This is a genomic window from Polaromonas sp. (genome assembly GCF_012927485.1).
Taxonomy (GTDB): domain Bacteria; phylum Pseudomonadota; class Gammaproteobacteria; order Burkholderiales; family Burkholderiaceae_C; genus Polaromonas.
Window position 1 is genome coordinate 32,418 of record NZ_JABBPC010000005.1, and the last position, 24,681, is coordinate 57,098.

Annotated in this window: 28 protein-coding genes; 9 read left to right on the forward strand and 19 right to left on the reverse strand. The window is 56.5% G+C overall.

The features are described 5' to 3' along the window. Positions 1-4: 4 nt before the first annotated feature. Together HHJ16_RS01420 and HHJ16_RS01425 are read right to left on the reverse strand one after the other, a co-directional pair. Positions 5-637 (reverse strand): hypothetical protein, encoded by a 633-nt coding sequence (locus tag HHJ16_RS01420; RefSeq protein WP_293640207.1) that lies wholly within the window; start codon positions 635-637, stop codon positions 5-7. A 104-nt stretch (positions 638-741) separates the two neighbouring features. Continuing rightward, entirely contained in the window at positions 742-1,494 is a 753-nt protein-coding gene (locus tag HHJ16_RS01425; RefSeq protein ID WP_293640069.1) for an SURF1 family protein, read from the reverse strand. A gap of 18 nt (positions 1,495-1,512) precedes the next feature. Here HHJ16_RS01425 and HHJ16_RS01430 point away from each other — a divergent pair, with 18 nt between their 5' ends. Continuing rightward, on the forward strand, positions 1,513-1,734 hold the full coding sequence (locus HHJ16_RS01430) for a twin transmembrane helix small protein (RefSeq protein ID WP_293640071.1): 222 nt from the start codon (positions 1,513-1,515) through the stop codon (positions 1,732-1,734). A 129-nt stretch (positions 1,735-1,863) separates the two neighbouring features. On the opposite strand, the gene HHJ16_RS01435 is transcribed toward HHJ16_RS01430, so the two are convergent. The 8 genes from HHJ16_RS01435 to HHJ16_RS01470 all read right to left on the reverse strand — a co-directional run bounded on the left by HHJ16_RS01435 (position 1,864) and on the right by HHJ16_RS01470 (position 8,453). Beyond that, complete coding sequence (locus tag HHJ16_RS01435; protein WP_293640073.1) at positions 1,864-2,745, reverse strand: cytochrome c oxidase subunit 3; 882 nt, start codon at positions 2,743-2,745, stop codon at positions 1,864-1,866. Between the two features lie 92 nt (positions 2,746-2,837). Next, a complete protein-coding gene (locus HHJ16_RS01440; RefSeq protein ID WP_293640075.1) occupies positions 2,838-3,041 on the reverse strand; it encodes a DUF2970 domain-containing protein in 204 nt (67 codons plus the stop codon). A 3-nt stretch (positions 3,042-3,044) separates the two neighbouring features. Further along, the gene (locus tag HHJ16_RS01445; RefSeq protein WP_293640208.1) at positions 3,045-3,653 is read right to left on the reverse strand and encodes a cytochrome c oxidase assembly protein; all 609 of its coding nucleotides are present in this window, start codon (positions 3,651-3,653) and stop codon (positions 3,045-3,047) included. A gap of 42 nt (positions 3,654-3,695) precedes the next feature. Further along, complete coding sequence (locus tag HHJ16_RS01450) at positions 3,696-3,806, reverse strand: cytochrome oxidase small assembly protein (protein ID WP_293640076.1); 111 nt, start codon at positions 3,804-3,806, stop codon at positions 3,696-3,698. A gap of 19 nt (positions 3,807-3,825) precedes the next feature. Further along, positions 3,826-5,463, reverse strand: a complete 1,638-nt coding sequence (gene ctaD / locus HHJ16_RS01455; RefSeq protein WP_293640077.1) for a cytochrome c oxidase subunit I — start codon at positions 5,461-5,463, stop codon at positions 3,826-3,828. 94 nt (positions 5,464-5,557) lie between these two features. Beyond that, a complete protein-coding gene (gene coxB, locus HHJ16_RS01460; protein ID WP_293640078.1) occupies positions 5,558-6,760 on the reverse strand; it encodes a cytochrome c oxidase subunit II in 1,203 nt (400 codons plus the stop codon). 109 nt (positions 6,761-6,869) lie between these two features. Next, positions 6,870-7,355, reverse strand: a complete 486-nt coding sequence (locus tag HHJ16_RS01465) for a DUF2244 domain-containing protein (protein ID WP_293640079.1) — start codon at positions 7,353-7,355, stop codon at positions 6,870-6,872. A gap of 198 nt (positions 7,356-7,553) precedes the next feature. Then, the gene (locus tag HHJ16_RS01470; protein ID WP_293640080.1) at positions 7,554-8,453 is read right to left on the reverse strand and encodes a biotin synthase; all 900 of its coding nucleotides are present in this window, start codon (positions 8,451-8,453) and stop codon (positions 7,554-7,556) included. Between the two features lie 282 nt (positions 8,454-8,735). Here HHJ16_RS01470 and HHJ16_RS01475 point away from each other — a divergent pair, with 282 nt between their 5' ends. Then, positions 8,736-9,281: a phosphoribosyltransferase family protein gene (locus HHJ16_RS01475; RefSeq protein ID WP_293640081.1), complete on the forward strand. Its 546-nt coding sequence runs from the start codon at positions 8,736-8,738 to the stop codon at positions 9,279-9,281. Between the two features lie 72 nt (positions 9,282-9,353). After that, positions 9,354-9,848, forward strand: a complete 495-nt coding sequence (locus HHJ16_RS01480; RefSeq protein WP_293640083.1) for a tRNA (cytidine(34)-2'-O)-methyltransferase — start codon at positions 9,354-9,356, stop codon at positions 9,846-9,848. A 30-nt stretch (positions 9,849-9,878) separates the two neighbouring features. Here the strand turns inward: HHJ16_RS01480 and HHJ16_RS01485 are convergent, their stop codons facing one another. Together HHJ16_RS01485 and HHJ16_RS01490 are read right to left on the reverse strand one after the other, a co-directional pair. Continuing rightward, positions 9,879-10,334: a MaoC family dehydratase gene (locus HHJ16_RS01485; protein WP_293640085.1), complete on the reverse strand. Its 456-nt coding sequence runs from the start codon at positions 10,332-10,334 to the stop codon at positions 9,879-9,881. Between the two features lie 96 nt (positions 10,335-10,430). After that, positions 10,431-11,045: a ParA family protein gene (locus HHJ16_RS01490; RefSeq protein WP_293640209.1), complete on the reverse strand. Its 615-nt coding sequence runs from the start codon at positions 11,043-11,045 to the stop codon at positions 10,431-10,433. A 1,003-nt stretch (positions 11,046-12,048) separates the two neighbouring features. Here HHJ16_RS01490 and ltrA point away from each other — a divergent pair. Together ltrA and kefC are read left to right on the forward strand one after the other, a co-directional pair. Next, on the forward strand, positions 12,049-13,782 hold the full coding sequence (gene ltrA / locus HHJ16_RS01495) for a group II intron reverse transcriptase/maturase (RefSeq protein WP_293640087.1): 1,734 nt from the start codon (positions 12,049-12,051) through the stop codon (positions 13,780-13,782). A 282-nt stretch (positions 13,783-14,064) separates the two neighbouring features. After that, positions 14,065-15,888: a glutathione-regulated potassium-efflux system protein KefC gene (gene kefC / locus HHJ16_RS01500; RefSeq protein ID WP_293640089.1), complete on the forward strand. Its 1,824-nt coding sequence runs from the start codon at positions 14,065-14,067 to the stop codon at positions 15,886-15,888. Between the two features lie 68 nt (positions 15,889-15,956). On the opposite strand, the gene HHJ16_RS01505 is transcribed toward kefC, so the two are convergent. From HHJ16_RS01505 to HHJ16_RS01520, 4 genes are all read right to left on the reverse strand, one after another. After that, complete coding sequence (locus HHJ16_RS01505; protein ID WP_293640091.1) at positions 15,957-16,712, reverse strand: sulfite exporter TauE/SafE family protein; 756 nt, start codon at positions 16,710-16,712, stop codon at positions 15,957-15,959. 121 nt (positions 16,713-16,833) lie between these two features. Further along, a complete protein-coding gene (pcaF, locus tag HHJ16_RS01510; RefSeq protein ID WP_293640093.1) occupies positions 16,834-18,036 on the reverse strand; it encodes a 3-oxoadipyl-CoA thiolase in 1,203 nt (400 codons plus the stop codon). A gap of 45 nt (positions 18,037-18,081) precedes the next feature. Next, positions 18,082-18,762, reverse strand: a complete 681-nt coding sequence (locus HHJ16_RS01515) for a 3-oxoacid CoA-transferase subunit B (protein WP_293640095.1) — start codon at positions 18,760-18,762, stop codon at positions 18,082-18,084. A gap of 2 nt (positions 18,763-18,764) precedes the next feature. Further along, a complete protein-coding gene (locus HHJ16_RS01520; RefSeq protein WP_293640097.1) occupies positions 18,765-19,481 on the reverse strand; it encodes a 3-oxoacid CoA-transferase subunit A in 717 nt (238 codons plus the stop codon). A gap of 96 nt (positions 19,482-19,577) precedes the next feature. On the opposite strand from HHJ16_RS01520, the gene HHJ16_RS01525 reads away from it, so the two are divergent. Further along, entirely contained in the window at positions 19,578-20,381 is an 804-nt protein-coding gene (locus HHJ16_RS01525; protein WP_293640098.1) for an IclR family transcriptional regulator C-terminal domain-containing protein, read from the forward strand. A 61-nt stretch (positions 20,382-20,442) separates the two neighbouring features. Here HHJ16_RS01525 and HHJ16_RS01530 read toward each other — a convergent pair whose 3' ends face one another. Further along, positions 20,443-20,664 (reverse strand): hypothetical protein, encoded by a 222-nt coding sequence (locus HHJ16_RS01530; RefSeq protein ID WP_293640099.1) that lies wholly within the window; start codon positions 20,662-20,664, stop codon positions 20,443-20,445. A gap of 185 nt (positions 20,665-20,849) precedes the next feature. Here HHJ16_RS01530 and HHJ16_RS01535 point away from each other — a divergent pair, with 185 nt between their 5' ends. Continuing rightward, positions 20,850-21,284 (forward strand): DUF1841 family protein, encoded by a 435-nt coding sequence (locus tag HHJ16_RS01535; protein ID WP_293640100.1) that lies wholly within the window; start codon positions 20,850-20,852, stop codon positions 21,282-21,284. An 85-nt stretch (positions 21,285-21,369) separates the two neighbouring features. On the opposite strand, the gene HHJ16_RS01540 is transcribed toward HHJ16_RS01535, so the two are convergent. After that, the gene (locus HHJ16_RS01540) at positions 21,370-22,035 is read right to left on the reverse strand and encodes a c-type cytochrome (RefSeq protein ID WP_293640101.1); all 666 of its coding nucleotides are present in this window, start codon (positions 22,033-22,035) and stop codon (positions 21,370-21,372) included. Between the two features lie 153 nt (positions 22,036-22,188). Between HHJ16_RS01540 and HHJ16_RS01545 the strand changes: the two genes are divergently transcribed. Both HHJ16_RS01545 and HHJ16_RS01550 read left to right on the forward strand, forming a co-directional pair. Further along, a complete protein-coding gene (locus HHJ16_RS01545) occupies positions 22,189-23,031 on the forward strand; it encodes a MoxR family ATPase (protein WP_293640102.1) in 843 nt (280 codons plus the stop codon). A gap of 133 nt (positions 23,032-23,164) precedes the next feature. Continuing rightward, positions 23,165-23,770 carry a GNAT family N-acetyltransferase gene (locus HHJ16_RS01550; protein WP_293640104.1) on the forward strand — a complete coding sequence of 202 codons (606 nt, stop codon included), beginning with the start codon at positions 23,165-23,167 and terminating at the stop codon, positions 23,768-23,770. 116 nt (positions 23,771-23,886) lie between these two features. On the opposite strand, the gene HHJ16_RS01555 is transcribed toward HHJ16_RS01550, so the two are convergent. Continuing rightward, entirely contained in the window at positions 23,887-24,597 is a 711-nt protein-coding gene (locus tag HHJ16_RS01555) for a hypothetical protein (protein ID WP_293640106.1), read from the reverse strand. Positions 24,598-24,681: the final 84 nt, after the last annotated feature.

A 24,681-nucleotide genomic window follows, 5' to 3' on the forward strand; every position in this document is an offset into this window, starting at 1 on the left:
ACGGTTAGCGCCCAACGTTGTCCCAACTGCTCGACGCACGCAGCAGCCGTTCCAAATCACGCTTCGCTTTGCTTGCGGTAGCCGCGTCCAGGCCTGCAGGAAAACGCATCATCCAGTTGCCCATCGGATCCACCACATAGAGGTGGTCTTGCAAACGTTGGCCGGAAGCCGGCTCCAGCCATTGAGCAAGCGCGGCCGGTGCCACGCGAAGTACTGTGGACGACGCAAGCGCTGGCCGTAAAACGTCGGGTACTGCGGCCTCGTCATTGATGAGCCAGACGCGGTCCACCCGATCTTTTTCAGCGCCCAGGGACTCGCGTAACTGCCGCTGGATATAGAGATTTTTCTCGCAGCGGGAATCACAGGCACCGCCCGCGACACTAACCAGCAACCATTGACCCTTTAACGCCGTCAACTCCCCCGTCTTACCGTCTAGCGTCTTTGTGGCGAGGGCAGGCAGCGGACGCTGCGGATCGATCAGCGCGCCAAAGTTGCTGCGTCCATCAGGCCGAACCATGTAATAGGTAAAGTACGACGCAATGACGGGCGCAGCGCACACCAGCAGCAAGGCCAGCATTTGCCAGCGGCCGGCCCTGGTATTTGGGGCTCGGGGACTGGGCTGATTCAGCATGGGCATGGCGTGCACCGTCAGGCCCAGAGGTTGATCTTGCACAGAAGGGCTGATGGCGGAGGCAGCATGGGTAGCGCCGCGCGACAGGGAAGAGTTGGAAGGGTCGTTTGTCACAGAAGTTGATCGCGAGGTTTGATGCGTAATTTGGTGCGAAGCGGAATGATCAGTTGAAACCAGAAATATAAAACGACGACAAGACTGCACAAGCCAAACCACTGGAAAGCGTAGCCATAGTGTTTTTCCAGCCCCAGATTGGGCGTCGCCCATTCGCGCAGCAAGCCTTCGCTCGCAGCGCCCGTCTGCAGCAATGAGACTTCGAGCAACGGCAATCCGGTTTCCGCCCTGAAAACCGATATATCAAGATTTTGCCGGATACGGCCGCTCTCGACACCCTTGAACTCAAAGAGCTTGGACGGCCCCGGGGCAATGCGGCCAGTCACTACAACAGGGCCCCCTGGCGTTGAAATGTCGGGCAAATGCGTGCGGACCGTAAAGTCGCGCGGCACCCAGCCGCGTTGCACCAGGATAAGCTTGCTGCTGCCTTCCAACAACAACGGGGTAACGACTACAAATCCGGGTTTCCCGTTCATCGGCCGATTGTCCAGATACACCGTGTTTTCGGCGCGCCAAACTCCTTTGAGAGCAGCTTGCCGGTGGAGAACCTCCGTCACGCTGGTTGGCGTTGTCAGCGCCTGCGCATCAAGCGCGGGCAGCTTGCCTCGGGAGTCGACAGCCGACTGAAGCGCTTCTTTCTGCGCGGCGCGGCGCAGTTGCCACTGGCCCAATGAAAACGTGGTGACAGCTACCAACACAGCCGCGAGTGTGATCAGCCCAAATTTGCGCGAGCGCAAAACGAGTGTCATGCGCAGATAATCCTGGACATGATATATCTCGTTGCTTTTGCCTTTATCGCTATCCTCGCCAGCTTAGGCTCAGCGCTCTTCTTCATGCTGAAGGATGGTGCCGACGACAAACGAAAAACCAGCAACATGGCACGCGCTTTGGCGTTCCGCGTTGGGTTTTCGATTTTGCTATTTGTCTGCATTCTGATTGCGTGGAAGCTGGGTTACATACAACCCACCGGCATTCCGGCAGGTAAATAAATTATAAAAATAAGTACAAAGGCCGCTTCATGCGGCCTTTGTTTATTGCGACTGGACGCCGCGACTGTACGAGTTATGGGCATCGTCCGGCGACGGCAATGGCCTTCCCGACTGCTCCTAAAACCAATTTCACAGCCAGTAAACGAGGGTGTAAAGACCAAGCCACACCACATCCACAAAGTGCCAGTACCAGGCTGCACCTTCAAAGCCGAAATGTTTCTCCGCCGTGAAATGTCCTTTTTGAAGACGCAGGGTAATGAACAGCAGCATCAGCATGCCGACAAACACGTGAAAACCGTGGAACCCGGTGAGCATGAAAAAGGTAGAGCCATAGATCCCGGACGTGAGCTTCAGGTTGAGCTCAGTGTAGGCGTGGAAGTATTCGTAGCCCTGCACACACAGAAAGACAATGCCGAGCAGCACGGTCATCCACATAAATGCAATCGTGCGACCACGATGGTTTTCGCGCAAGGCATGGTGGGCAATGGTCAGGGTCACACCAGAACTCAGCAGCAACGCAGTGTTGATGGTCGGCAACCAGAACGGTGTCATGGTCGTGAACGGCTCAACGATATCGGCGGGGGAACCCGTCGCACCCGCAGCAAGACTGGGCCAGACCGCCTTGAAATCAGGCCAAAGCAGCGCGTTGTCCAAACTGCCCAATGCCGGCACCGAATGCGCGCGGGCCCACCAGAGTGCGGTGAAGAACGCACCGAAGAACATCACTTCAGAAAAGATAAACCAACTCATACTCCAGCGAAAAGACAGGTCGACCTTGCGACCATACAAACCGCCTTCACTTTCCGCGATGGATTGACGGAACCACTGAAACAAAGTACCGAGCCACAGCAGCATGCCGAAGGCCAGCGACCAAGCACCCCAGCCCGCACCGTTGATCCACTGGCTGGCACCCAGAATCACGAAAAACAGGCCAATGGCGGCCATGACCGGATGCCGCGAAGGAGCTGGCACAAAATAATAAGGGGTTGTCCCCGAGACCGCTGTTGACATCACTCGACTCCTGTTTTCTCTAGTATTTTTAATACGCTTTGACTTGAGATCGCGATGCGTTTGTCGCACATGACATCGCGGCCTTTGACTTTTTAGGGCGCTACCACCCAATTAACCAGCAATACCAGGGTGACCACAAATAGCAAAACACCGACCAGCCCGACCACGATGATATGAACCAGACTCAAATTTTGAGCATCTTCATCATAGGCATCGCGCCCCCGCAGGCCCACAAAAGACCACGCGACGACTTTGGCGGTGCGCCAGAAGGATTTTTTGGCAGGTGCTTTGGCCAACGCTTATGCTCCCGCCTCTTCGCTAGACGCCGCCGCCGAGGTCGCCTTGAATGAATCCGGTGCCGCAGGCGTCTTGCCCCCCACTTCAAAGAAAGTGTAGGACAGCGTAATGGTGCTCACGTCTTTGGACAACTTCGGATCAATCACAAAAACGACCGGCCACTTTTTTTTCTCACCGGGCGCCAGGGTGTACTGACTAAAGCAGAAGCACTCCAGCTTGTTGAAATGCGCCCCTGCTTGCGCCGGAGCGTAGCTCGGAATCGCTTGCGCGGACATGGTACGGTTTTGCACGTTCTGAAATTCATACATCACCGTGGCCACTTCGCCCGGGTGTACCTGGAGCGTGTTCAGTGCCGGCTTGAAGTGCCACGGACCCCTGGAGTTGGCATCGAACTCCACAGTAATGGTCCGGCTGTAATCGACCTGCGTATTGGCCGGCAGATCGGGACTGGCTCCGGGAATTTGCCGATCGGCCAAAGCCAGTACGTTGATGCCTGTCATCTCGCAAATGGCCCTGTAGATGGGTACAAGCGCATAGCCGAAGGTGAACATGCAGAGCACGATCACGCCCAGCTTGCCCACCATCTTGAAGTTTTCGCGCTTGAGCTGCATCAAAGTCGTAACCGGGTTGATCTGTTCAGTCTGTTAATTAGCCTAGTGGCCGAGAAACATCATCTTGGCAATGAAGCCGGCAAAAAACACGAAGGCAACGGAGGCCAGTATTAATGCCAGGCGAAGGTTATTTTTCTTTTGGGGAGGTGTCATGATGTAGCGACCGGTTCGTTCAGCCGATCACGCGGGTTGCCGTGGCATCCAGCTTGGGCGGGGTTTCAAAAGTGTGAAAAGGTGCAGGCGAGGGCACTTCCCACTCCAAGCCTTCGGCGCCTTTGCCGCCTTCATCCACCCACGGATTCTGCTTGGCCGGCGCTCCCTTGCCGCGCATCATCGGCAACACGATGAACAGGAAGAAATACACTTGCGCAAAACCGAAAAAGAACGAGCCGACTGAGGCGATCGCATTGAAGTCGGCAAACTGCATTGGGTAGTCAGCGTAGCGGCGCGGCATGCCGGCAAGACCCAGAAAGTGCATCGGAAAGAAGGTCACGTTAAAAGAAATCAGCGACCACCAGAAGTGAATTTTGCCGCGGGTCTCGTTGTACATCACACCAGTCCATTTGGGCGACCAGAAGTAATAGCCAGCAAACATGGCATACAGCGAACCTGCCACCAGAACATAGTGAAAGTGAGCCACGACGTAGTAAGTGTCCTGCAATTGAATATCCAGGGGCGCGATGGCAAGGATCACGCCTGACAGGCCACCAACGGTGAACACGAAGATGAAACCCACTGCAAACAGCATAGGGGTTTCAAATGACATGGACCCCTTCCACATCGTGGCGATCCAGTTGAACACCTTGACCCCGGTCGGGACCGCAATGAGCATGGTCGAATACATGAAAAACAGCTGGCCGGTGACCGGCATGCCGGTCGTAAACATGTGGTGAGCCCAAACCACAAAGCTCAGAATCGCGATCGATCCGGTGGCATACACCATGGAGGCATAACCGAAGAGGCGTTTGCGCGAGAAGGCAGGGATGATATGGCTGATGATGCCGAAGGCCGGCAAAATCATGATGTACACCTCAGGGTGACCAAAGAACCAAAAAATGTGTTGGAACATCACCGGGTCGCCACCGCCACCGGGGTTAAAGAAACTAGTACCAAAATGGCGATCCGTCAGCGTCATGGTGATGGCACCGGCCAACACGGGCATAACGGCAATCAGCAGGTAGGCGGTGATAAGCCAAGTCCAGCAAAACATTGGCATCTTCATCAACGGCATCCCAGGTGCACGCATATTCAGAATGGTCACGATGATGTTGATCGAGCCCATGATGGACGAAGCGCCCAATATGTGCAGTGCAAAAATACCGGCATCCATGCCCGGGCCCATTTGTAACGACAGCGGCGCATACATCGTCCAGCCGCCAGCGGGCGCACCACCGGGAAGAAAGAACGAACTTGCGAGCATCACCGCAGCCGGAATCATGAGCCAGAAACTAAAGTTGTTCATGCGCGCAAAGGCCATGTCGGCTGCGCCGATTTGCAGCGGAATCATCCAGTTCGCGAAGCCCACGAAAGCCGGCATGATGGCGCCAAACACCATGATCAAACCGTGCATGGTGGTGAGCTGATTGAACATCTCCGGGTTCATAAATTGCAGACCCGGCTGGAACAGCTCGGCGCGCAACATCAGTGCCAGCACACCACCGAACATCAGCATGGAAAAGCTGAACAGCAGGTACAGCGTACCGATATCTTTATGGTTGGTGGCAAAAACCCAGCGACGCCAGCCTGTGGGGGCATGGTGGTCGTGGTCATCATGCCCGTGATCGTGGTGGCGATCTAAAACTGCACTCATCTTGGCTTCCTTTGGTGGCTTGTGCCTGTAATTTTTTTCTTCGCGGCTAACGTCGTTGTTGCCGGCTGTCAATCAATCGGTAGCCTGACCAGGCTTAGCTGCGCGAAGCCTGTAACTCAGCAGGCTGAACTATCTGGCTGGTCTGATTGGACCAGTTGTTTTTGGTGAAACTGATCACGGCGGCGAGATCAGTATCACTCAACGCCTTCCAGGAGGGCATGGCGCGCCCGGCCACACCATTCAACAAAATCTGAATCTGTTTGTTGTGATCATCGCTCAGCACGATGGCAGAGCCGTCAAGCGGCTTAACCGGGCCGGCCCCTTTTCCGTTGACCTGGTGACAAGCTGCACAGTTGGCCGCATAAACCTTTTCCCCGCGCGCCTTCAGGTCTACCAAGGTCCAGACTTTGGCGGGATCATCCGCCTTAGCCATCGCTTCTTTGGACTTGACCGAAACCCATGCAGCGTAGTCCTCTGCGGAAACCACCTTCACATGGATCGGCATATAGGAGTGTTCCTTACCGCAAATTTTGGCGCACTGACCGTAGTAGTCGCCGACCTTGTCAGCGCGAAACCAGGTGTCGCGCACAAAGCCGGGAATCGCGTCCTGATGAATGCCGAAGGCGGGCACCGCGAATGAATGAATCACATCATTGGCCGTGGTAATAACCCGAATTTTCTTGTTCACGGGCACGACCAGCGGATTGTCCACCTTGAGCAGGTAGTTGTCAGGCGCTTCGCCAGCTTTCGGGCCGCCATTGTTTGACATCTCCCGCTGGGCGTTGTCGAGCGTGGAGACGAAACCAATGCCTTCGCCCTCGCCTTTAATGTAGTCGTAACCCCATTTCCACTGCATGCCCGTAGCCTTGACGGTGAGGTCGGCGCTGGTGGTGTCTTTTTGAGCGACGACGAGCTTCGTGGCCGGCAACGCCATCACGATCACGATGACGAAAGGAACGATAGTCCAGGCAATTTCGACGGCGGTAGACTCATGGAAATTGGCCGCCTTGTGGCCGACAGATTTGCGGTGCTTGAGGATGGAGTAGAACATTACACCGAACACCACCACAAAGATCGCCAGGCAGATCGCCATCATGAACCAATGCAACCACACCTGCTCCTCGGCAATTTTGGTTGCGGCAGGATGCAAATTGAGTTGATTGACAGCAGGACCGCCCGGCAAGTCGTTGACAGCGTAAGCGGCCGTACTGACCCAGGCGGCCGCCGATACCAGAATTGAGCTTACATGCTGTACGCCGAGCCGTGTCATTTTGCTTATGGGGTTGGTTAGGTTCATCGTGGTCACTTTATCTACTTCAATTACCGACTGAATGCACTTATTATTACAAAGTTTGCGACAGATCAAACCCACGAAGGCGAAAGCGGTGAGAAATTTTGAGGGTTTCTCAACAAGTCCGCAGTGCAAAACGCATCTCGCGCGCCAGCGCAGGCCGCAATTCAGGCCGGAGATGCCGCCCCACCCGCACCGAACGACCCTGTCCAGACACCTCTATCAATGAGCCGTCGCCGTCCTTGGGCTCAATCCGAACCCACTCACGATTGAATTCTGCGCGCTGAATGCGCCCTGCCGTTTCCAGCTCAACCACCAATTGCCCACCTTGCAAAAAAATTCTTTCGGCGTCTCCCGCATGGCGGGCGTGAACTAAAAAAGCGGTTCCTACGGCCACCAATTCAGCCCAGGCAAAAGGCATTACCAGGGTGGCGCCCTGAGACCAGAAAAATACCCCGATGCCAAGCGACACCGCGCACAGCGACAAGAAAAACCATCCCAATTGAGCCGGAGTTAATGAACAATGCCGCTTGAGCAGCCATGACACCTCGCCTTGGGCGGGCAAAGTAGCAAAACGAAGCGCCGGAGATGACTGCAGCACGTAGGAAGCCTCAAAAAGCCGCCGCAAATATTAAGTATCAGATACAGAGTAAAGGCAGCGAAAAGGATGGGAATATACCCAACTAGCTCTTAAATCTTATCTTTAAATCGGGCAATGGCCACCCGGGAAAACGCTAAAACCTCACTGGGAGCCAAGGTGATCCGGCTGCCGACCTATCGTCATGCCCCTCACCGCTGTTCAGACGGGCGGCCGCGGCCCCCGCAGCATGCTGCGCATGTCCGCCACCGACACCGCGCTGAGCGCGCTGACCTTGATTTTGGGCGGCGCTTTCAGCGCATGACCATAAATCACTTCAAATGTGAGAGACAGACGGCCGTCTTCGCCCGTCAGATGCTGCGCCAGCGACTGCTCCAGCTGCGCCTTCCAGGCACGGCCACGCAAGGCAGGAAAGCGCGCAGGATGGAAATTGCGTCCCAATTCTGCAAGTTCCTGCAACAAGCGCGCCGGCGTCTGATACGTTAGCGTGATGCGCTCCATGTCCATCACCGGTTGGGCGAAACCCGTTTGCACCAGCATGTCGCCCCAGTCGTGCATGTCGGTCAGTTCATGTCCCGCAGGCGGCCAGCCGAGTTGCGCGTAAACCTCGCGCAACTCGTGGGCGGTATCCGGCCCCAGGCATGAAAACATCAAAAACCCGTTGATCCTCAGTGCCTGATGCCACTGCGCCAACAGAGCTTGCGGGTCGTCCGTTTCGTGCAGGGCCATGTTGGCCCACAACATATCCACACTGGCTGGCGGTGGTGCCTCGAAGCGCGTGGGAGCAGACAACCAGTGCTTGGGATTCCACCATGGTTTTGCTATACCTTTTATAGCTTCCTGCACCCTCGGTGTATTGGCTTCGGCCACAAAACATACTGAATTTTGATAGGTACGGACCAGCTGCGCGTGCGCCTGAAGGCCACCGCGCAAGGCGCCCCAATGTGCCCACGCCTGTGGTTGCAGTTTGATCCACTGCAACCGGTCCTGCATGCGACTCGCCACTTCTTCATGGAGCCACGGTGAGGTCAGTGGTGCCGTGTGATGCCAACGACTGACGGCAAGCGGATCAAGCGTGGGCGGGCGCTGGGCAGGAGTCATGAAGGAGGCTTTACAGTTAGCGGAATAGCGCGCAATTAACGACGACGCGAGTATATTGGCACGGTGTTTACCCGCTTGCTTGTCCCCAGTTTATTCCTGCCCCAGCTGACTGGCTTTGCCAGTCAATGCGCCGTGTGCCGGAGCTGGCCTGCGCGCCAGGTATGCAAACCCTGTGAGGAGCGCTTTGCGCCCGCGCAACGTCGATGCATCAGCTGCGCGCTGGCTTTGCCCATCGATCTGTGCCTGGGCCTGCGATCGGGGCCCGGAACTTGCGCTGCCTGCATGCGCCAGCGTCCACCGCTGGACAGCACGCTGGCCGCAGTGCCTTACGCTTACCCGTGGTCCACCCTGATTACCCGCTACAAATTTGGCGAGCAGCACGGCTGGGCCGCTTTTTTTACGGCCTTGTTGCTGAAGACGCCCGGCGTGCGGCAGGCCTTCGACGGTTTAGACGCCGCCGACTGGGTGCTTCCGTTGCCCCTGTCGGCAGAGCGACTGCAGACACGCGGCTTCAATCAGGCCTGGGAACTTGCCAGCGCGTTAGCCCGACAAAGCCGGACCCACGCCAAAGCGGACACCCGGCTGCTGCTGCGCGTCAAACATACCCGACCGCAAAGCCAGCTCAAGCGCGCCGCCCGGCTGGCCAATGTCAAAGGCGCCTTCCTGGTAGATCCGCTGCGCACGGCCGAACTACAAGGCCGACGCGTGGTGTTGGTGGATGACGTGATGACCAGCGGCGCCTCATTATTTACGGCGGCCGAGGCTTTGCGGGAGGCCGGTGCGACCCACATCACCGCCGTCGTTCTAGCGCGTACCGCGTCCGCCTAAAATTGCTTGCTGCACCACCGCAGACCCTGTCACCCCCTGCCGCCGAGCCGCCGACCCTCACCATCTGCCCGCATGTTCAATATTGTTCTCGTCGAGCCCGAAATTCCGCCCAACACCGGCAATGTGATTCGCCTTGCAGCCAACACCGGATGTCGGCTGCACCTGGTAGAGCCGCTCGGCTTTTCAATGGAAGACAAGCACATGCGGCGCGCCGGACTGGACTACCACGAGTACGCCCAAGTGCTGCGCCACGCCAGTTGGCAAGCACTGCTAGAAAGTCAGCAGCCGGCGCCGGACCGACTCTTTGCGATGACGACGCAGGGTGCCAGCAGCGTGTATGGCATGCGCTTTTTGCCCGGCGACTGGCTGGTGTTCGGCTCTGAGACTAAGGGTTTGGCCTCTGAAGTGCGGGCGTTCTTTCCGGTCGCTCAGCGCCTCAAAGTGCCCATGCTGCCCGGCCAGCGCAGTCTCAACCTGTCCAATACCGTCGCTGTAACTGTCTATGAGGCGTGGCGGCAGAACGACTTTGACGGGGCCTCTTTTCCGGTCCTGGAAACGGCCCCATGACCATGCTCCGCCCGATCGCTCAACGCTGAATCAGGGGTAGCGCCGCACCAACGATTCAGCTATGCAGACCGGCTTGGCAGAACCCTCCCGCTCCACCGTCACCTCCCAGCTCATCTGCATGCCATCGTTGTCAATTGCCTCGGCTGTCAGCAACTTCATGCGGGCGCGCAAGCGGCTACCCACGGGGACGGGCGCCGTGAAGCGCACCTTGTTCAGGCCGTAATTAACGCCCATGCGTGAGCCGGTGACCTGAAACGACGATTCGAAAAACCTCGGCAAAAGTGACAAGGTCAAAAAGCCGTGAGCGATGGGGCCGCCGAACGGCCCTGCGTTGGCTTTCTCAGGGTCTACATGAATCCACTGATGGTCGCCTGTCGCCTCTGCAAACAGGTTGACCTGATGCTGCGTGATGGTGATCCAGTCGCTGACGGCCACTTCCTGGCCGATGCAGGCCGCCAATTCGGCCAAGGTTTTAAAGGTCTTCATCCTCTGACTTTAGCGGTATGTCCCGAGAGTTCAAAACCCGGCTTGTCGGGTCAGCGACAACCCGCCCAGCGCCATCGAGTGCAGCACCTCAGCCGCCTAATCCAGCCATTTGCAGATGCCCTGCCATTGCGCCAGGTCCTTTTCAACCCGGCCGGGTGCCACGTCAAACAGCGTCAGTCCGCGTGCCGCCAGATGGATGTAGTTTTGCGTGTCGCGCACATACCCCAGCACCGGCAGACCCAAGCCTTCAACGAATTCGCGCAGCTTGTCGGCAGCAATGGTGCGTGAATCCACCCGCATGCCGACAATGCCTACTTGCATCCTTCCCGCCCGCCGGTGATCGGCCAGCTCATCCAGAAACGCGCGCGTCGCAAAAATATCGAAAACACTCGGCTGGAGCGGCACGATCACCTTGTCGGCCAGCTTCATAATCTCGTTAAAGCGATGGCCACGCAAACCGCCGGGCGTGTCCAGCACCACGTGGGTCGTTCCCTTCGGCGGTTTCACAATCTGCTCTGCGTTCACCTCCCAAGTCGCAATTGCCCGCGCAGCCACCGGACGCAAACCCAGCCACAGTCGGGATGATTGCTGCCGGTCCGCGTCCCCCAGCATGACCGCATGGCCCTGGCTCGCAAAATATCCGGCCACGTTGGTAGCTAGCGTCGATTTTCCGACGCCCCCCTTTGGATTGGCAATAACAACCACGGCCATATAAAACTCCTGTGCTACTTCGCCTTCATACTGCTTTTCCGCTATGGTAACGGCATGGTGCGACTCGAAGTCGCCTGTAGTCAGCTTCACTTTAGAAGCCAGGAGTTGCTTTCTTTCTTCTGTAGAGCTTCGGTTTTACGCGAGGAAATGCAATGAACACGATGTAATCCGCCCCTGCGCGAACGCATCGATAACCCTCCCGCAATGGGAATGGTTATTGCAAAAACGATGTTAAAAACTCGTTTTTCTGTCTCTTTTGAACGACAAGTTACAAACAGTAGCAAAATTGTTTTGCCCGTTCCACATGGGCCAAAAGATCCGCAAGGTGACACCAACTCATGGTGTCTTGTTTTCTACCAAAACCACGCTTGGAACAGCGTGACCTCGACTGTGCGTGCGTCTCGGGTAACCGGGGGGTGCGGAGCCACAGTTAAACCACTCATGCGGCAACGCATACAAGCCATGGGCGACCATGGGGCATTTCTGAAAGCAAGATCAGAAAGAGTGGCCGAGGTAAAGGGTATGGGAAACGTATGTGAACGTTCGTATGAACCGTCGTAATTACCAAACAGCTAACACTTGTGTCCACGGGAAACCGTGGGAGCTGTAACCAAAAAGGTACTGTGTTTGGAATCATTTGTCATGCACTGTGATTCGTTCCCAGATAACACACGGCGGAGAGAACGTCCCTAACCCCTTTCGTCGGTTCGCCGACCGACGGGGCATCGTGAGGAACGAGGTAAACCCTATGCATCGCTGGCCTTCGGGCCAGCAACCTAAGCGTAAGCAAAGGCCATGGTGTAACGGGCAGAGGAAGCTGCAAAAAGCGAAGGGGCGCATGTAATGTGCGTCATAGCGGTTCAAGATTTGCCGCAGTGCGAAAGCACGCAGACTTGCAGCAGGTGCGACAGCGTAAAAGCTATTGCGAACTTACACCCTAGGGGGCACAAACCCCTTGGGGTGTGTGCGTCCCCGGGGTGTCAACGACATTACCGGAGGAAGTATGAAAAACATCCAAGGCAGCAATGCCCCAGATGCTGCGCCTACGGACGAACAGCAGTGCGAGTGGCATTCCATTGATTGGGGTGCGGTGACTCTGTTCGTAAGTAAGGCGCAATCGCGCATAGCGCAGGCAACAAAAGATGAAAACTTCCGACGAGCCGCAAGGCTTCAAAGAGGTTTAGTCCGATCCTGGCAGGCCAAGGCATTGGCAGTCAGGAAAGTGACGACAAACCAAGGAAAGCGGACGGCAGGCACCGACCGTGAACTCTGGGACACGCCACTTCAGAAATGGAAAGCCATAGAAAGGTTAGGGCAGAGGGGATACAAGGCCAGTCCATTGCGGCGGGTCTACATTCCAAAAGCCAACGGCAAAGAAAGGCCGCTAGGCATCCCTACGATGCTGGACAGAGCTATGCAGGCACTCTACCTGTCAGCTCTTGAGCCAATGTCGGAGTGCAGAGCCGATCCGAACTCCTATGGGTTCCGGAAAGGTCGCTGTACGCAGGATGCCTGTGCGCAGTTGTTCGTGTCACTCGCCCAGAAAGCCTCGGCTAGCTGGGTACTGGATGCGGACATCAGCGGGTTTTTTGACCACATTAACCATGACTGGCTGTTACGCCACGTTCCAACGAACAAGCGCGTATTGGGTCAGTGGCTCAAGTGTGGAGTCGTAGACAAGGGCCAACTGGTGAGTACGGACGAGGGTACCCCGCAAGGGGGGATCATCTCGCCGACTTTGGCGAACTGGACGCTTGACGGACTTGAACGGGGTCTACAGGCGCACGTACGTGCGACTCTAGGTTCCGTGAAAGCACCGAAGGCCAAAGTGAATCTGGTGCGATACGCGGACGACTTTGTAGTGACTGCCAACTCGAAAGAGCTGTTGGAAATATTGGTCAAACCTTGGGTGGAACAGTTTCTGCACGAGCGGGGATTGGAATTGTCCGAGGCAAAAACGCGGATCGTACACATTGATGAGGGATTCGATTTTCTTGGGTGGAATTTCAGAAAATATTCTGGAAAGCTGCTCATCAAACCAAGTCGCAAGAGCGTGCAAGCGCACTACGACAAGGTCAAGAAGATGATTGCCAAGTCAATTTCGGTGAAAACTGAAGTGCTGATAGCAAAGCTCAATCCGGTTCTCCGGGGATGGGCCAACTATCACAAGGGGGTAGTGGCGAAACAGACATTTAGCAAGTTGGACTTCCAGATTAACTGGAGGCTGATGCGCTGGGGTCTCAGGCGCCACCCCCGCAAGAGCAAGCTCTGGGTGCGTGAGCACTACTGGCGGAAACCCGGCTCGCGCTGGGAATTCACCACAGATGTCTTGAAGGTTGACGGATCAGAAAAGGATGCGTCACGGCAGAAGGGGCCACTCTATTTGTATAAGCTTGCGGATACAAAGATAGTGCGTCACGTCAAGATTCAGGGGGCTTACAACCCCTTTGATCCTGAATGGGAACAATACGGCGAGGATTTGAGATTTAAACGAATGTCGCAGGACCTCGTGGACAACATCAGATTCAAGTTGTGGGCCTCCCAGTACGGCAGCTGTGCGTTGTGCCGTATGCCGATTGAGTCTCTCGCAGATTGTCACGACCACCATATCGTGTACAGGATGCATGGAGGTTCAGACGCTTTGTCGAATCGGGTACTCCTACACCCGATCTGTCATACGCGTGTTCATGTCCTAGGTTTGGAGGTTACCAAGCCGGTCCCAGTACGGGGACTTTAATCTGGCGAAGTAGACTAGGGTTATGCAACCCGATGATCCTACGGAACCAGTGGTCGTGCGTGAGCCGTATGCGGTGAAAGTCGCAAGTACGGTTCTTAGGGGGGGGGAAGGCAGTGATGCCTTCTCCCTACCCTCCCACACCGCGTCATCAAACTTCGACAAGCCCGCCGGCATCGACCGCCTCTTTTTGGAAGCAGTAATGGGGCGGAACGATTTTCGAACTCACTGCATTCCCTTGCATGGCACAACCACCGGGGCGGCAGCAAGCGTGGGGACTTCCCAATGACGCACGCGCCCGCCTGGCTCATCAATAGCTTTATCTACCTCGCGGCGGCCGTCATTGCGGTGCCTCTGGCCAAAAAACTGGGCCTGGGCTCCGTCATCGGTTACCTTGCCGCCGGCATCGGAATTGGGCCTTGGGGTCTGGGATTGGTCACCAAGGTGCAGGATATTCTTCACTTCGCCGAATTCGGCGTCGTCCTGATGCTGTTCCTGATCGGACTGGAACTGGAGCCGAAGCGCCTGTGGAATCTGCGCCGGCCCATTTTCGGATGGGGCAGCGCCCAGGTGGTGGGCTGCGCCGGTCTGCTCACCGTCAGCGCGATGGTGTTTGGCGTGAGTTGGCAAACGGCGTTGGTGGCCGGCTTGGGTCTGGCGCTGTCCTCCACGGCGATTGCCCTTCAGGCGCTCGGCGAACGCAACCTGCTGCCCACGTCCAGCGGACAGGCGGGGTTTTCCATTCTGCTGTTCCAGGATGTTGCCGCCATTCCCATCTTGGCCCTGCTACCGCTGCTAGGGGCTATGGCTGGGGAAAATGAGACGGTTGCGCATACCAGCCGGGCACTTGAAGCTATTAAAATAATAGCAGTTATCGGCGGCATTATTTTAGGAGGTCGATTGCTGCTGCGCCCGCTACTGCGCTGGATTGCGAATAGCGGCACACCCGAAATTTTCACGGCTGCTTCGCTGCTGTTGGTAGTGGGCATTGCCGGGCTGATGCAACTGGTGGGCCTGAGTATGGCGCTGGGTGCTTTTCTGGCGGGTGTGCTGCTGGCCGAAAGCGAATATCGTCGCGAGTTGGAAACTGACATTGAACCGTTCAAGGGGCTGCTGCTGGGCCTCTTTTTTATTGCGGTAGGGATGAGTATTGACTTCGGCATGCTGTGGAAGTCTCCAGGTCTGATCGCTGCCATCCTGCTTGGATTTTTTGGCATAAAACTGCTAGTGATTTACGCACTGTCTTATCTGATGAAGCTCCCCTACCAGGAGCGCCCCGTATTCACATTGCTGCTGGCACAAGGCGGCGAATTCGCTTTTGTGGTGTTCCAGTCGGCGTCAGGCGCCCAAGTGTTTTCTGCGGAAACCTCGTCGTTGCTGATCGGGGCTGTGGCGCTGTCCATGCTGATCAGCCCGCTGCTACTGGTGGCTGTCGACAAGTTGCTGCTGCCGCGCTATGCCAAGGACAAGACGCCGCAGATGAAAGAAATCTCCGTGCCGCAGGAAGCCCCCATCATCATTGCCGGCTTTGGCCGCTATGGCCAGATCGTGGGACGCATGCTGCTGGCGCAAGGCATTTCCGTCACCGTGCTGGACCACGACGCCGAGATGATTGAAACCGTACGGGCCTTCGGTTACCGCGTCTTTTACGGGGACGCTACGCGGTTGGACCTGCTGCGCACGGCCGGCGCCGCGAGCGCCAGAATTCTGGTGGTTTCTGTGGACGAGGTGGCGCAGTCTTTAAAAATTGTAGACCTCGTCAAAGAGCACTTTCCGCAGCTGGAGATCGTCGCCCGGGCCCGCGACGTATCGCATTGGAACGCGCTGCGTGACCGCGGCGTGATGCGGGTAGAGCGCGAGTTGTTTGAATCCAGCCTGCGCAGCGCCCGCACCGTGCTGGAACTGCTGGGTCAACCACCCGCTGACGCCCTTGAAGCGGCTGAGCGGTTTCGCCGCCATAACCTTGACCTGTTCGAACGGATGTACCCCCATCGGAAAAACCGCGCCAAGGTTATCGCGGTGGCCCGACAGGGGCGGATGCAACTGGAAGCGCAGATGGCGCAAGAGCGCGAGCAGCTATCGCAACAACGGCCTAACGATGGAGGTTAACGAACATTAATGCGAAAGGGACGTAGCCTTTTTTAAGGATCGCAGCCTACTATTTTTTCCAAGTGCATTTATCGAAAACCGTCCCATAGCAGTTTGAGGCCGGTGAGCAACATCCCGAAATAAAGGATGCGGTAGAACCAGAGTTGGCTGATGTGCCCGGCCAAGCGAACCCCCATCCACACGCCCACCGGCGCCAGCGGCAAAAGCACCAGTGAGGTCGTCAGGTTACGCAGGTCGAGCAAACCCAGCCAGGCGTAAGGAATCCACTTCGAAAGATTGATGACAAAGAAAAAGAACGCCATGGTGGAGGTGAACTTGATCGGACTGAGGCGCAGCGGAATAACGTAAGCGCTGAGGGGGGGGCCTCCCGCGTGCGCTACAAAACTGGTGAAACCCGACGTCACCGTCAATAGTGCACCCAACCATTTCGGCGGCGGCGGACTGTCTGGCTTGGGCGGGAACAGCAGACGCTGCGCCAGAAATAACAGCGTGAAACCACCGACGACACTGGCCACCACATTGGCATCAAGAACCTTGAACAACAGCGCACCTACAACGGTACCCACCAAGCCAAAAGGCACCAGAAATTTCAGGAATTTCAAGTCAAAGTTTTTTCTGAAGACCGCGACTCCGAGCAGGTCCATCAGCAACAACAGCGGCATCAAAATCGCTGCGGCCTGCGGCACAGTGACCGATAGCGCCATCACCGGCACCGCAAGCGAACCAAAGCCGGCGCCAAAACCACTTTTGCTGATGCCCAGCATTAACACCGCAGGAATGGCGACGGCGTAGAAAATCGGATCAGTGATCAGGGAGAAAGTCATTTGAGGAATAGGGAGTGTCGGCAGCGCACTATGAGCAGCGCCAAGCAGCTCTTAAAACTATAGCAATTGAACCACGTGGACCCACCGGAAGGAGCACAGCCCAAACACCGGGCCGTTGCCGTTAAATCCGCTCAAAAATTATTGCAATGCCCTGCCCCACGCCGATGCACATGGTCGCCAGCGCGTAGCGGCCGCCGGTGGTGTGCAGGCGGTTGATGGCGGTGGTGGCCAGGCGCGCGCCCGAAGCGCCAAGCGGATGACCCAACGCGATGGCACCACCCCAGGCATTGACCCGCGCGTCGTCATCTTTTAGACCCAGCAAACGCAGCACGGCCAGCCCTTGCGCGGCAAACGCTTCATTGAGTTCGATCACGTCCATCTGATCGAGGCTCAAGCCCGTTAATGCCAGCACCTTTTGCGTGGCCGGCGCCGGGCCAATGCCCATGATGCGCGGCGCGACGCCGGCGGTGGCCATGCCGACCACGCGTGCGCGCGGCGTAAGGCCGTTTTTGGCGGCTGTAGCCTCATCGGCCAGCAGCAACGCACAAGCGCCATCGTTCACACCGCTGGCATTGCCTGCTGTGACGGTGCCGTCGGGGCGCACCACGCCTTTGAGCTTGGCCAGCGATTCCATGGAAGTCTCGCGCGGATGTTCGTCTTTGCTGACCACGAGCGGATCGCCTTTTTTCTGAATCAGGTGAACGGGCGTGATTTCAGCATCGAAGTAGCCCGCTTTTTGCGCAGCGACCGCTTTAAGCTGGCTGCCCAAGGCCATCTTGTCCTGGTCTAAACGGCTAATGTTGTAGTCGGTGGCAACGTTCTCTGCGGTTTCCGGCATGGCATCTACACCGTACGCAGCCTTCATCAGCTTATTGACGAAGCGCCAGCCGATGGTGGTGTCGTACACCGCATTGGCCCGGCTAAACGCGCTCTCGGCTTTGGGCATGACGAACGGCGCACGACTCATGCTTTCCACGCCGCCCGCGATCATCAGCGTCGCCTCACCCGACTTGATGGCGCGTGCCGCCGTGCCGATCGCATCCAGCCCAGAGCCGCACAAGCGGTTGAGGGTAGCGCCCGGCACCTCAATCGGCAAGCCCGCGAGCAGGCTGGCCATGCGCGCCACGTTCCGGTTGTCTTCCCCGGCCTGGTTGGCGCAGCCGTAAATCACGTCGGTCACGGCCTGCCAGTCAACGTTTGGGTTACGCGCCATCAAGGCCTTGATGGGAATGGCGCCGAGGTCGTCGGTGCGCACACTGCTCAAAGCGCCGCCGTAGCGGCCAAAGGGAGTACGGATGGCGTCGCAGATAAAAGCTTGGTTCATTAGAGTGTCTCGGAATTTGAAAGGTAACGTTAAATTTAGCGTGTATCAGACCATCAGGGTGGGCAAAGCGATAGGTAAAGCGATAGGTAAAGCGATAGGCAGACCGATCAGTTTTTCCAGCTCCGCGTGTTCAAGTCCGTCTACTTTATCGATGAGGCGCAGGCCCTGCGGCGAGCAGGCCAGCGTCGCGAGTTCCGCGTAAATGCGCTTGACGCAAGCCGTGCCGGTGAGCGGATAGGTACAGTTGGTCACGACCTTGCTGTCGCCTCTTTTGGTCAGTAAATCCATCATGACCCAAGTCTGCTTCGCACCAATTGCCAGGTCCATCGCCCCACCCACAGCGGGGATCGCGCCCGCCTCGCCAGTGTGCCAGTTGGCGAGGTCGCCGGTGGCCGAGACCTGAAAGGCACCGAGCACGCATATATCGAGGTGGCCACCGCGCATCATGGCAAAGCTGTCAGCATGGTGAAAAAATGAACCGCCCTTGAGCAGCGTCACCGGCTGCTTGCCGGCGTTGATGAGGTCGTAGTCCTCTTCCCCTTCGGCAGGTGCCGGTCCCATGCCTAGAATCCCATTTTCACTGTGCAAAATAACTTCGCGGCTGGCCGGAATATGGTTGGCGACCAGAGTGGGCATGCCGATGCCGAGGTTGACGATGGCGCCTTCGTAGATATCCTGCGCCACACGGGCCGCGAGTTGTTCTCTGGTGCGTTTTTGATAAGCCATACTTAAACCGCCTTTTTGAAACCACCGGCCGAGGTCGCCACGCGGTCTATCTTCACGATGTGGCTGACAAAAATGCCGGGGGTCACGATGTGCTCCGGATTAAGTGCTCCAAGTTCCACAATTTCATGCACCGACGCCACGGTTTTTTTGGCTGCGGTGGCCATCACGGGACCAAAGTTACGCGCCGCCTTGCGGTATATAAGGTTGCCCCAGCGGTCGCCCTGCTCCGCTTTGATAAGGGCCACATCGCCGTAAATGGGCATTTCCAGGACGTAATGTTTGCCGTTGATTTCGCGGGTTTCCCTGGCCGAACCATCGGCATTCCTGGCAAGCTCGGTGCCGTGGCCCGTCGGCGAGAAAAAAGCACCGATACCCGCACCCGCAGCGCGAATGCGCTCGGCAAGATTACCCTGCGGCACCAGTTCCAACTCCAGCTTTCCGCTGCGGTACAGCGCGTCAAACACCTGGCTGTCCGCCTGGCGCGGAAAGCTGCAAATAATTTTCCGGACCCGTCCAGCCTTCAATAACGCCGCCAAGCCGACCTCGCCATTGCCGGCGTTGTTGTTGACCACGGTCAGGTCTTTGGCGCCTTGTGCGTTCAGGCCTTCGATCAGTTCATCTGGAATGCCGGCGGTTCCAAATCCTCCTATCAGGATGGTGGACCCATCTTTCACATCCCCCAGCGCATCTTCGATGGAGCGGGCGATCTTATTGATCATTGAATCGTCTCCAACTTTTTACTTGCGTTTGCCGTTAATTTTGTTCGTAATTAGAACAATAGTTCGTATAATGAATTCTAGGAGATTTTTAACCGCATGGCAAACGCCGCTTCCACCCTCGTTGCAGACCTCAAGCCCAGCGACGGTTATGTGCAGTCGTTTGCTCGCGGACTGGAAGTCATTCGCTCTTTCAACGCCAGCGCCCCGCGGCAAACATTGACCGAAGTGGCCGGGCGCAGCCGGCTCAGCCGCGCAGGTGCGCGGCGCATCCTCCTCACCCTGCAGGCGCTCGGTTACGTTCGCTGCGAAGGCAAAGAATTTACCCTGACCGCACGAATATTGGATCTTGGCTTTGCCTATCTTTCGTCGATGCCGATCTGGAACCTCGCCGAGCCCGCGATGGAATTGTTGGTCGAGCAGGTCAAGGAGTCCTGCTCGGCCGCCGTCTTGGACGGCACCGACATCGTGTACGTGCTGCGCGTGCCGACCCACAAAATCATGAGCATCAGCCTGGGGGTGGGTTCCAGATTGCCGGCCTACTGCACGTCAATGGGTCGGATGTTGTTGTCCGCCTTACCCGAGGCGGAACTGATGCAATTCCTGGCTGCGTCAGATCGAAAGGCACACACCAAACATACGGTGACCGATGTGGCGGACCTCGCGGCCAAGATTGCACAGGTGCACAAACAAGGTTGGTCGATGGTGAATCAGGAATTAGAAGAGGGCCTGGTATCGATGGCGGCACCTATCACCAACCGCTCGGGCCAGATCGTGGCAGCGTTGAATATCAGTGGCCAGGCCAACCGGACCAGCGCAAAAGCGATGCAAGACACGATGTTGATAAAGCTGCTGGAAGCAGCGCAGACGATTTCCCGCATGTTGCATTCGCAAGGCACCTGAAACTTGCGACAGTCGCTACCGAGAAATCGTTCTAACCGCCCTTATTGAAGTTGAAAGCTGGTCAGGATTTACGAAAACCCATCACCAGCACAATCGCCCCCAAGGCCACAGCACCCAAGCTCAGCCACTGCGGAATGTTCACGGATTCTTTTTCTTTTACCGTCAACTCAAAGGAGCCTATTTTGGCGGCCGTCGTATCCTTGGTGAAGCTGAACCCGCCGGTAAAAAAACCGGCAAGGCCGACAACGATCAGAATAATTCCAGCGATTCGTGCTGCGTTCAATGAAATCTCCTCGCCGGGCTTGGGGGTAGTCGAGTGGCCATGCACCGGAACTGTGCCACCCTGACCCGTAATATAGAAGCGCTTTCCGCAACTGTCTATAGGACATGGCCGGGCCGTGGAATTGATCAAGCGTGGAGGCCGGCGCAATGCAGCAGCGGGCGGGCACCGCGTGATACGCTGTCGTCATGTTCACGCCCTCCCAAGCCGACGTCCGCCGATTCTTTTGCACGGTTTATTCCAAAACCCGCTCTGGACAACCTTTGGAGGCTATAGAAGCCATAGCAAGTCAGTGGATGGAAGAGCATCCTGAATACCATGCGGATTTTTCTGATGCAGACGCAGCACTTGAAAAGATCTACGACGTGGAGGCCGGAAAAACCAATCCATTCCTGCACCTTTCCATGCATCTGTCGATCAGCGAGCAGTGCTCTATTGACCAACCTCGCGGCATTCGCCAAGCCGTGGAACTCTTAACGGCCAAACGGGACTCACTCCATCACGCGCACCATGAAACCATGGCGTGTCTGGGTCAGATGGTCTGGGAAAGCCAGCGCGCAGGCCGACCGCCGGATGGCGCAGCCTATATAGACTGCGTGCAGCGCAATGCCACACGTGACTGAATCCGCAGAGACTTCCCTGACCGGGTCATGCCCACTAAAAAAGCCGCTGTATCAGCGGCTTTTTGATTTGGGGTTTATCGCGACTTCAACGAAATTTACTCTGGGGAACCACCTTCAGTTCGCTGTCGACCGATGACAGATAGGTAGCCAGCACCTTGAGTTCAGCGTTGGTGTATTGCTTGGCCATACTCGCCATGATGACGTTGCCGCGACCGACCAATGGGTTGTTCTCGGTCTTGTACGCCTTGAGCGCTACAAACAGGTAATCCGCATGTTGCCCCGCAAGCTTGGGGTAAGCAGGATCGATCGGCTTGCTGAAATTGGCACCGTGGCAAGACGCGCAATTGGCCTTGCCAAGCAAGCTCTGCACTTCAGCGCTGGCCTCCTGGGTTGGATGGGCCGGAAGCTCCGCCCCAGCAACCACGCCACTTGCACTGTAATAAGCCGCAAGATCAGCCATATCCTGGTCCGTCAACGACGCAGCAATACTGCGCATGGTCGGGTACTTGCGATCGCCTTTTTTGTACTCATTGAGCGCGGTTACGATGTACTTCGCGCCCTGGCCCGAAATCATGGGAACCTTGTAGACCTCGGGAAAAGAAGACTGGTAGCCCTTGATACCGTGGCAGCCAATGCACATGGCATTTTTGGTGCCGCCGGCTTTGGCATCGCCCCTGATCTCCTGGGCGAAGCTTAAGGCCGTTGCGCAGGAGACAGTTACAGCAAATATCGTGGTGAACAGCTTATTCATTTTTCGCGCACAATCAGTAGAAGTTCATCATATGGAATAGCGGCGGATTATATCTGGGGCTACAAGCGTCGATACGGATTGTAAGAAATCCGCTTAATCCCCTTTGACTTCAAAGTTTTTTAACCCTTTTTTATCTCTCAAATTTCCAAGCACATGAAATTCCAAGGCTCAAAAAACTACGTTGCCACTCCCGACCTGATGCTGGCAGTCAATGCTGCTGCCACCCTGAAAAGGCCACTCCTCGTCAAGGGCGAACCGGGCACCGGAAAAACCATGCTGGCGGAAGAAGTGGCGCAAGCGCTGAGCCTTCCGCTGCTTCAATGGCATATCAAATCGACCACCAAGGCACAGCAAGGTCTGTACGAATACGACGCCGTGTCGCGCCTGCGCGATTCACAACTCGGGGACGAGAAAGTTAAAGACATTCATAACTACATCGTCAAAGGCGTGCTCTGGCAGGCGTTTATGGCGGACGAGCCGGTGGCCTTGCTCATCGATGAGATCGACAAAGCAGACATCGAGTTTCCAAATGACTTGCTGCGCGAGATTGACCGCATGGAATTCTATGTGTACGAGACGCGCGAACTGATCAAAGCCAAACATCGGCCCCTGGTGTTCATCACGTCCAACAATGAAAAGGAATTGCCCGACGCTTTTCTTCGCCGCTGTTTTTTCCACTACATCAAGTTCCCCGATACCGACACCATGAAGCAGATCGTTGGTGTGCATTTTCCCAACCTTAAAAAGGAACTACTGGCTGCGGCCATGAAAACCTTTTATGACGTGCGCAACCTGCCCGGCCTCAAAAAGAAACCCAGCACGTCAGAATTGCTCGACTGGCTCAAACTGCTGTTGGCCGAAGACATTCCGTTGGAAGCACTGCAAAGCCGGGACGAGAAAGTGGCCGTTCCGCCGCTGGTCGGCGCCTTGTTAAAAAACGAGCAGGACGTCACGCTATTTGAAAAGCTGGTCTTCATGCAGCGCAACAACCGCTGATACCGCAAGGGTAGCCTGGCGAACAAATCAACAGTCATTGTGGAGAAGGGGCCGTCGGATGCGGTTGGCTTTCCGGGCGCCGCCGTGCGCACGCTGCACCGGCGGGCCGAGCCCAACAAAGCGAGGAAAACTAATGAATTTTGTAGAGCCAGTCATTCTTTTTGCCCGGGGAGTGGAACTCTTACCATTGGCGCTTGAGCATGAATCCGGTCTGCGCGCCGCTGCGGCTGACGGGGAACTCTGGAAGCTTCGTGTGACCTCGGTGCCTGAGCCCCAACACACGCGGGCTTACATTGAAGCGGCACTTGCGGCCCGCGAAGACGGCACCCGTTTCGCATTCGCGGTTCGGGATCAGGCCACCGGCACGATTCTTGGCAGCAGCGGTTACCACGATATATTGCCGGCGGTCAGGCGCCTTGAGATTGGCTGGACCTGGTATGCCGCGCGCTGCCAGCGCACGCACGTCAACACAACCTGCAAACTATTGTTGCTTACTCATGCGTTTGAAACGTTGCGTTGTAACACGGTCGGCTGGCGTACCGATCACCTTAACTTCAACTCACAGCGAGCCATTGAACGGCTGGGGGCCAAGAAGGACGGCGTCATTCGCGGTCACGCGCTGCGTCGTGACGGCACCATACGCGACACCGTGATGTACAGCCTGGCGGCAGGCGAATGGAAAGAGGTGAAAGCACATCTGGAGCATTTGCTTGCCGCACCCCATGCGGCTCAGATTTAAAAAGTGAACATAAAAACCAACCATAACGACAACCGCTTCATCGCACGCCGCCCCGATCCTGCAATCGCCCGCTGCGTTTGTCTCGCGCAACTTGAAAAAAAATGTGGCAATCGCAGTCAACCAAGTTTCCAGTCTAAATTTTCAATCGTCCGATTCGTCGCAGCCATGGCAGGGCTGTCGAGCTTGGTATCAGCCATCAAAGTCTGAAAAATCAGTTGATCAAGCTGCTCCAGATACTCCACGGGAACCACTTCCTGCAAGTGGGACATCACTTTAGCCGCGTAGCTGGGTGTGGCCTTGCTTATGAAATACTGCATGGCGGATAACACATGCAGCATCATCTCGTCCTCGTCAACGCTGCCTTGAACGGCACTCAGGTGCTCAGCACTGTCCGGGCTGCGCACCAAATTCAACATGTTGACGGTGTACATCTTGGTCGCCACCACGGAGCGTTTGCCCCGCGCCTTGGACACTTTAGAGGTCAGCGCGATAGGTACCGTCGGGGTATTGGCAGGCGCTTCCAGTCGCGCTGCAAGCTCAGGTCTGGACGAATCTTGCGCAACAACATCCTGGGTGGCGGCCCATTGAACCGATGACGGATCAGGCCACAATAGTGGCGGCAAAGTCGGAAATTCGAACAGCAAGCCATGAGTAATCATCCGATCGACAAGGGCTTCTGAATCTACCCCGGTGATTGCAAATAGCTCCTGGCGCGTGCGGCTGCCATTCACCCCTGTCAAAAGTTGACGCTCTGCGTCCGTGAGGCCTACGAGTCCGTTGAGCAGCAGATGACGTCCCAGTGGGGACTTGGCCAGTGATATTTTCAAATTAATTGTCACTGCGGTATAAAACGCGATGAATCCATTTTTTGATAAAACTACAATGAATCCTAGTTACTTTTCATGAAGAGT

Coding starts and splice junctions, on each gene's coding strand:
- HHJ16_RS01420 (WP_293640207.1), bottom strand. CDS start 637: ATGCCCATGCTGAATCAGCCCAGTCCCCGAGCCCCAAATACCAGGGCC.
- HHJ16_RS01425 (WP_293640069.1), bottom strand. CDS start 1,494: ATGACACTCGTTTTGCGCTCGCGCAAATTTGGGCTGATCACACTCGCG.
- HHJ16_RS01430 (WP_293640071.1), top strand. CDS start 1,513: ATGATATATCTCGTTGCTTTTGCCTTTATCGCTATCCTCGCCAGCTTA.
- HHJ16_RS01435 (WP_293640073.1), bottom strand. CDS start 2,745: ATGTCAACAGCGGTCTCGGGGACAACCCCTTATTATTTTGTGCCAGCT.
- HHJ16_RS01445 (WP_293640208.1), bottom strand. CDS start 3,653: ATGCAGCTCAAGCGCGAAAACTTCAAGATGGTGGGCAAGCTGGGCGTG.
- HHJ16_RS01450 (WP_293640076.1), bottom strand. CDS start 3,806: ATGACACCTCCCCAAAAGAAAAATAACCTTCGCCTGGCATTAATACTG.
- ctaD (WP_293640077.1), bottom strand. CDS start 5,463: ATGAGTGCAGTTTTAGATCGCCACCACGATCACGGGCATGATGACCAC.
- coxB (WP_293640078.1), bottom strand. CDS start 6,760: ATGAACCTAACCAACCCCATAAGCAAAATGACACGGCTCGGCGTACAG.
- HHJ16_RS01470 (WP_293640080.1), bottom strand. CDS start 8,453: ATGACTCCTGCCCAGCGCCCGCCCACGCTTGATCCGCTTGCCGTCAGT.
- HHJ16_RS01475 (WP_293640081.1), top strand. CDS start 8,736: ATGCGCCAGCGTCCACCGCTGGACAGCACGCTGGCCGCAGTGCCTTAC.
- HHJ16_RS01480 (WP_293640083.1), top strand. CDS start 9,354: ATGTTCAATATTGTTCTCGTCGAGCCCGAAATTCCGCCCAACACCGGC.
- HHJ16_RS01485 (WP_293640085.1), bottom strand. CDS start 10,334: ATGAAGACCTTTAAAACCTTGGCCGAATTGGCGGCCTGCATCGGCCAG.
- HHJ16_RS01490 (WP_293640209.1), bottom strand. CDS start 11,045: ATGGCCGTGGTTGTTATTGCCAATCCAAAGGGGGGCGTCGGAAAATCG.
- ltrA (WP_293640087.1), top strand. CDS start 12,049: ATGAAAAACATCCAAGGCAGCAATGCCCCAGATGCTGCGCCTACGGAC.
- kefC (WP_293640089.1), top strand. CDS start 14,065: ATGACGCACGCGCCCGCCTGGCTCATCAATAGCTTTATCTACCTCGCG.
- HHJ16_RS01505 (WP_293640091.1), bottom strand. CDS start 16,712: ATGACTTTCTCCCTGATCACTGATCCGATTTTCTACGCCGTCGCCATT.
- pcaF (WP_293640093.1), bottom strand. CDS start 18,036: ATGAACCAAGCTTTTATCTGCGACGCCATCCGTACTCCCTTTGGCCGC.
- HHJ16_RS01515 (WP_293640095.1), bottom strand. CDS start 18,762: ATGGCTTATCAAAAACGCACCAGAGAACAACTCGCGGCCCGTGTGGCG.
- HHJ16_RS01520 (WP_293640097.1), bottom strand. CDS start 19,481: ATGATCAATAAGATCGCCCGCTCCATCGAAGATGCGCTGGGGGATGTG.
- HHJ16_RS01525 (WP_293640098.1), top strand. CDS start 19,578: ATGGCAAACGCCGCTTCCACCCTCGTTGCAGACCTCAAGCCCAGCGAC.
- HHJ16_RS01535 (WP_293640100.1), top strand. CDS start 20,850: ATGTTCACGCCCTCCCAAGCCGACGTCCGCCGATTCTTTTGCACGGTT.
- HHJ16_RS01540 (WP_293640101.1), bottom strand. CDS start 22,035: ATGAATAAGCTGTTCACCACGATATTTGCTGTAACTGTCTCCTGCGCA.
- HHJ16_RS01545 (WP_293640102.1), top strand. CDS start 22,189: ATGAAATTCCAAGGCTCAAAAAACTACGTTGCCACTCCCGACCTGATG.
- HHJ16_RS01550 (WP_293640104.1), top strand. CDS start 23,165: ATGAATTTTGTAGAGCCAGTCATTCTTTTTGCCCGGGGAGTGGAACTC.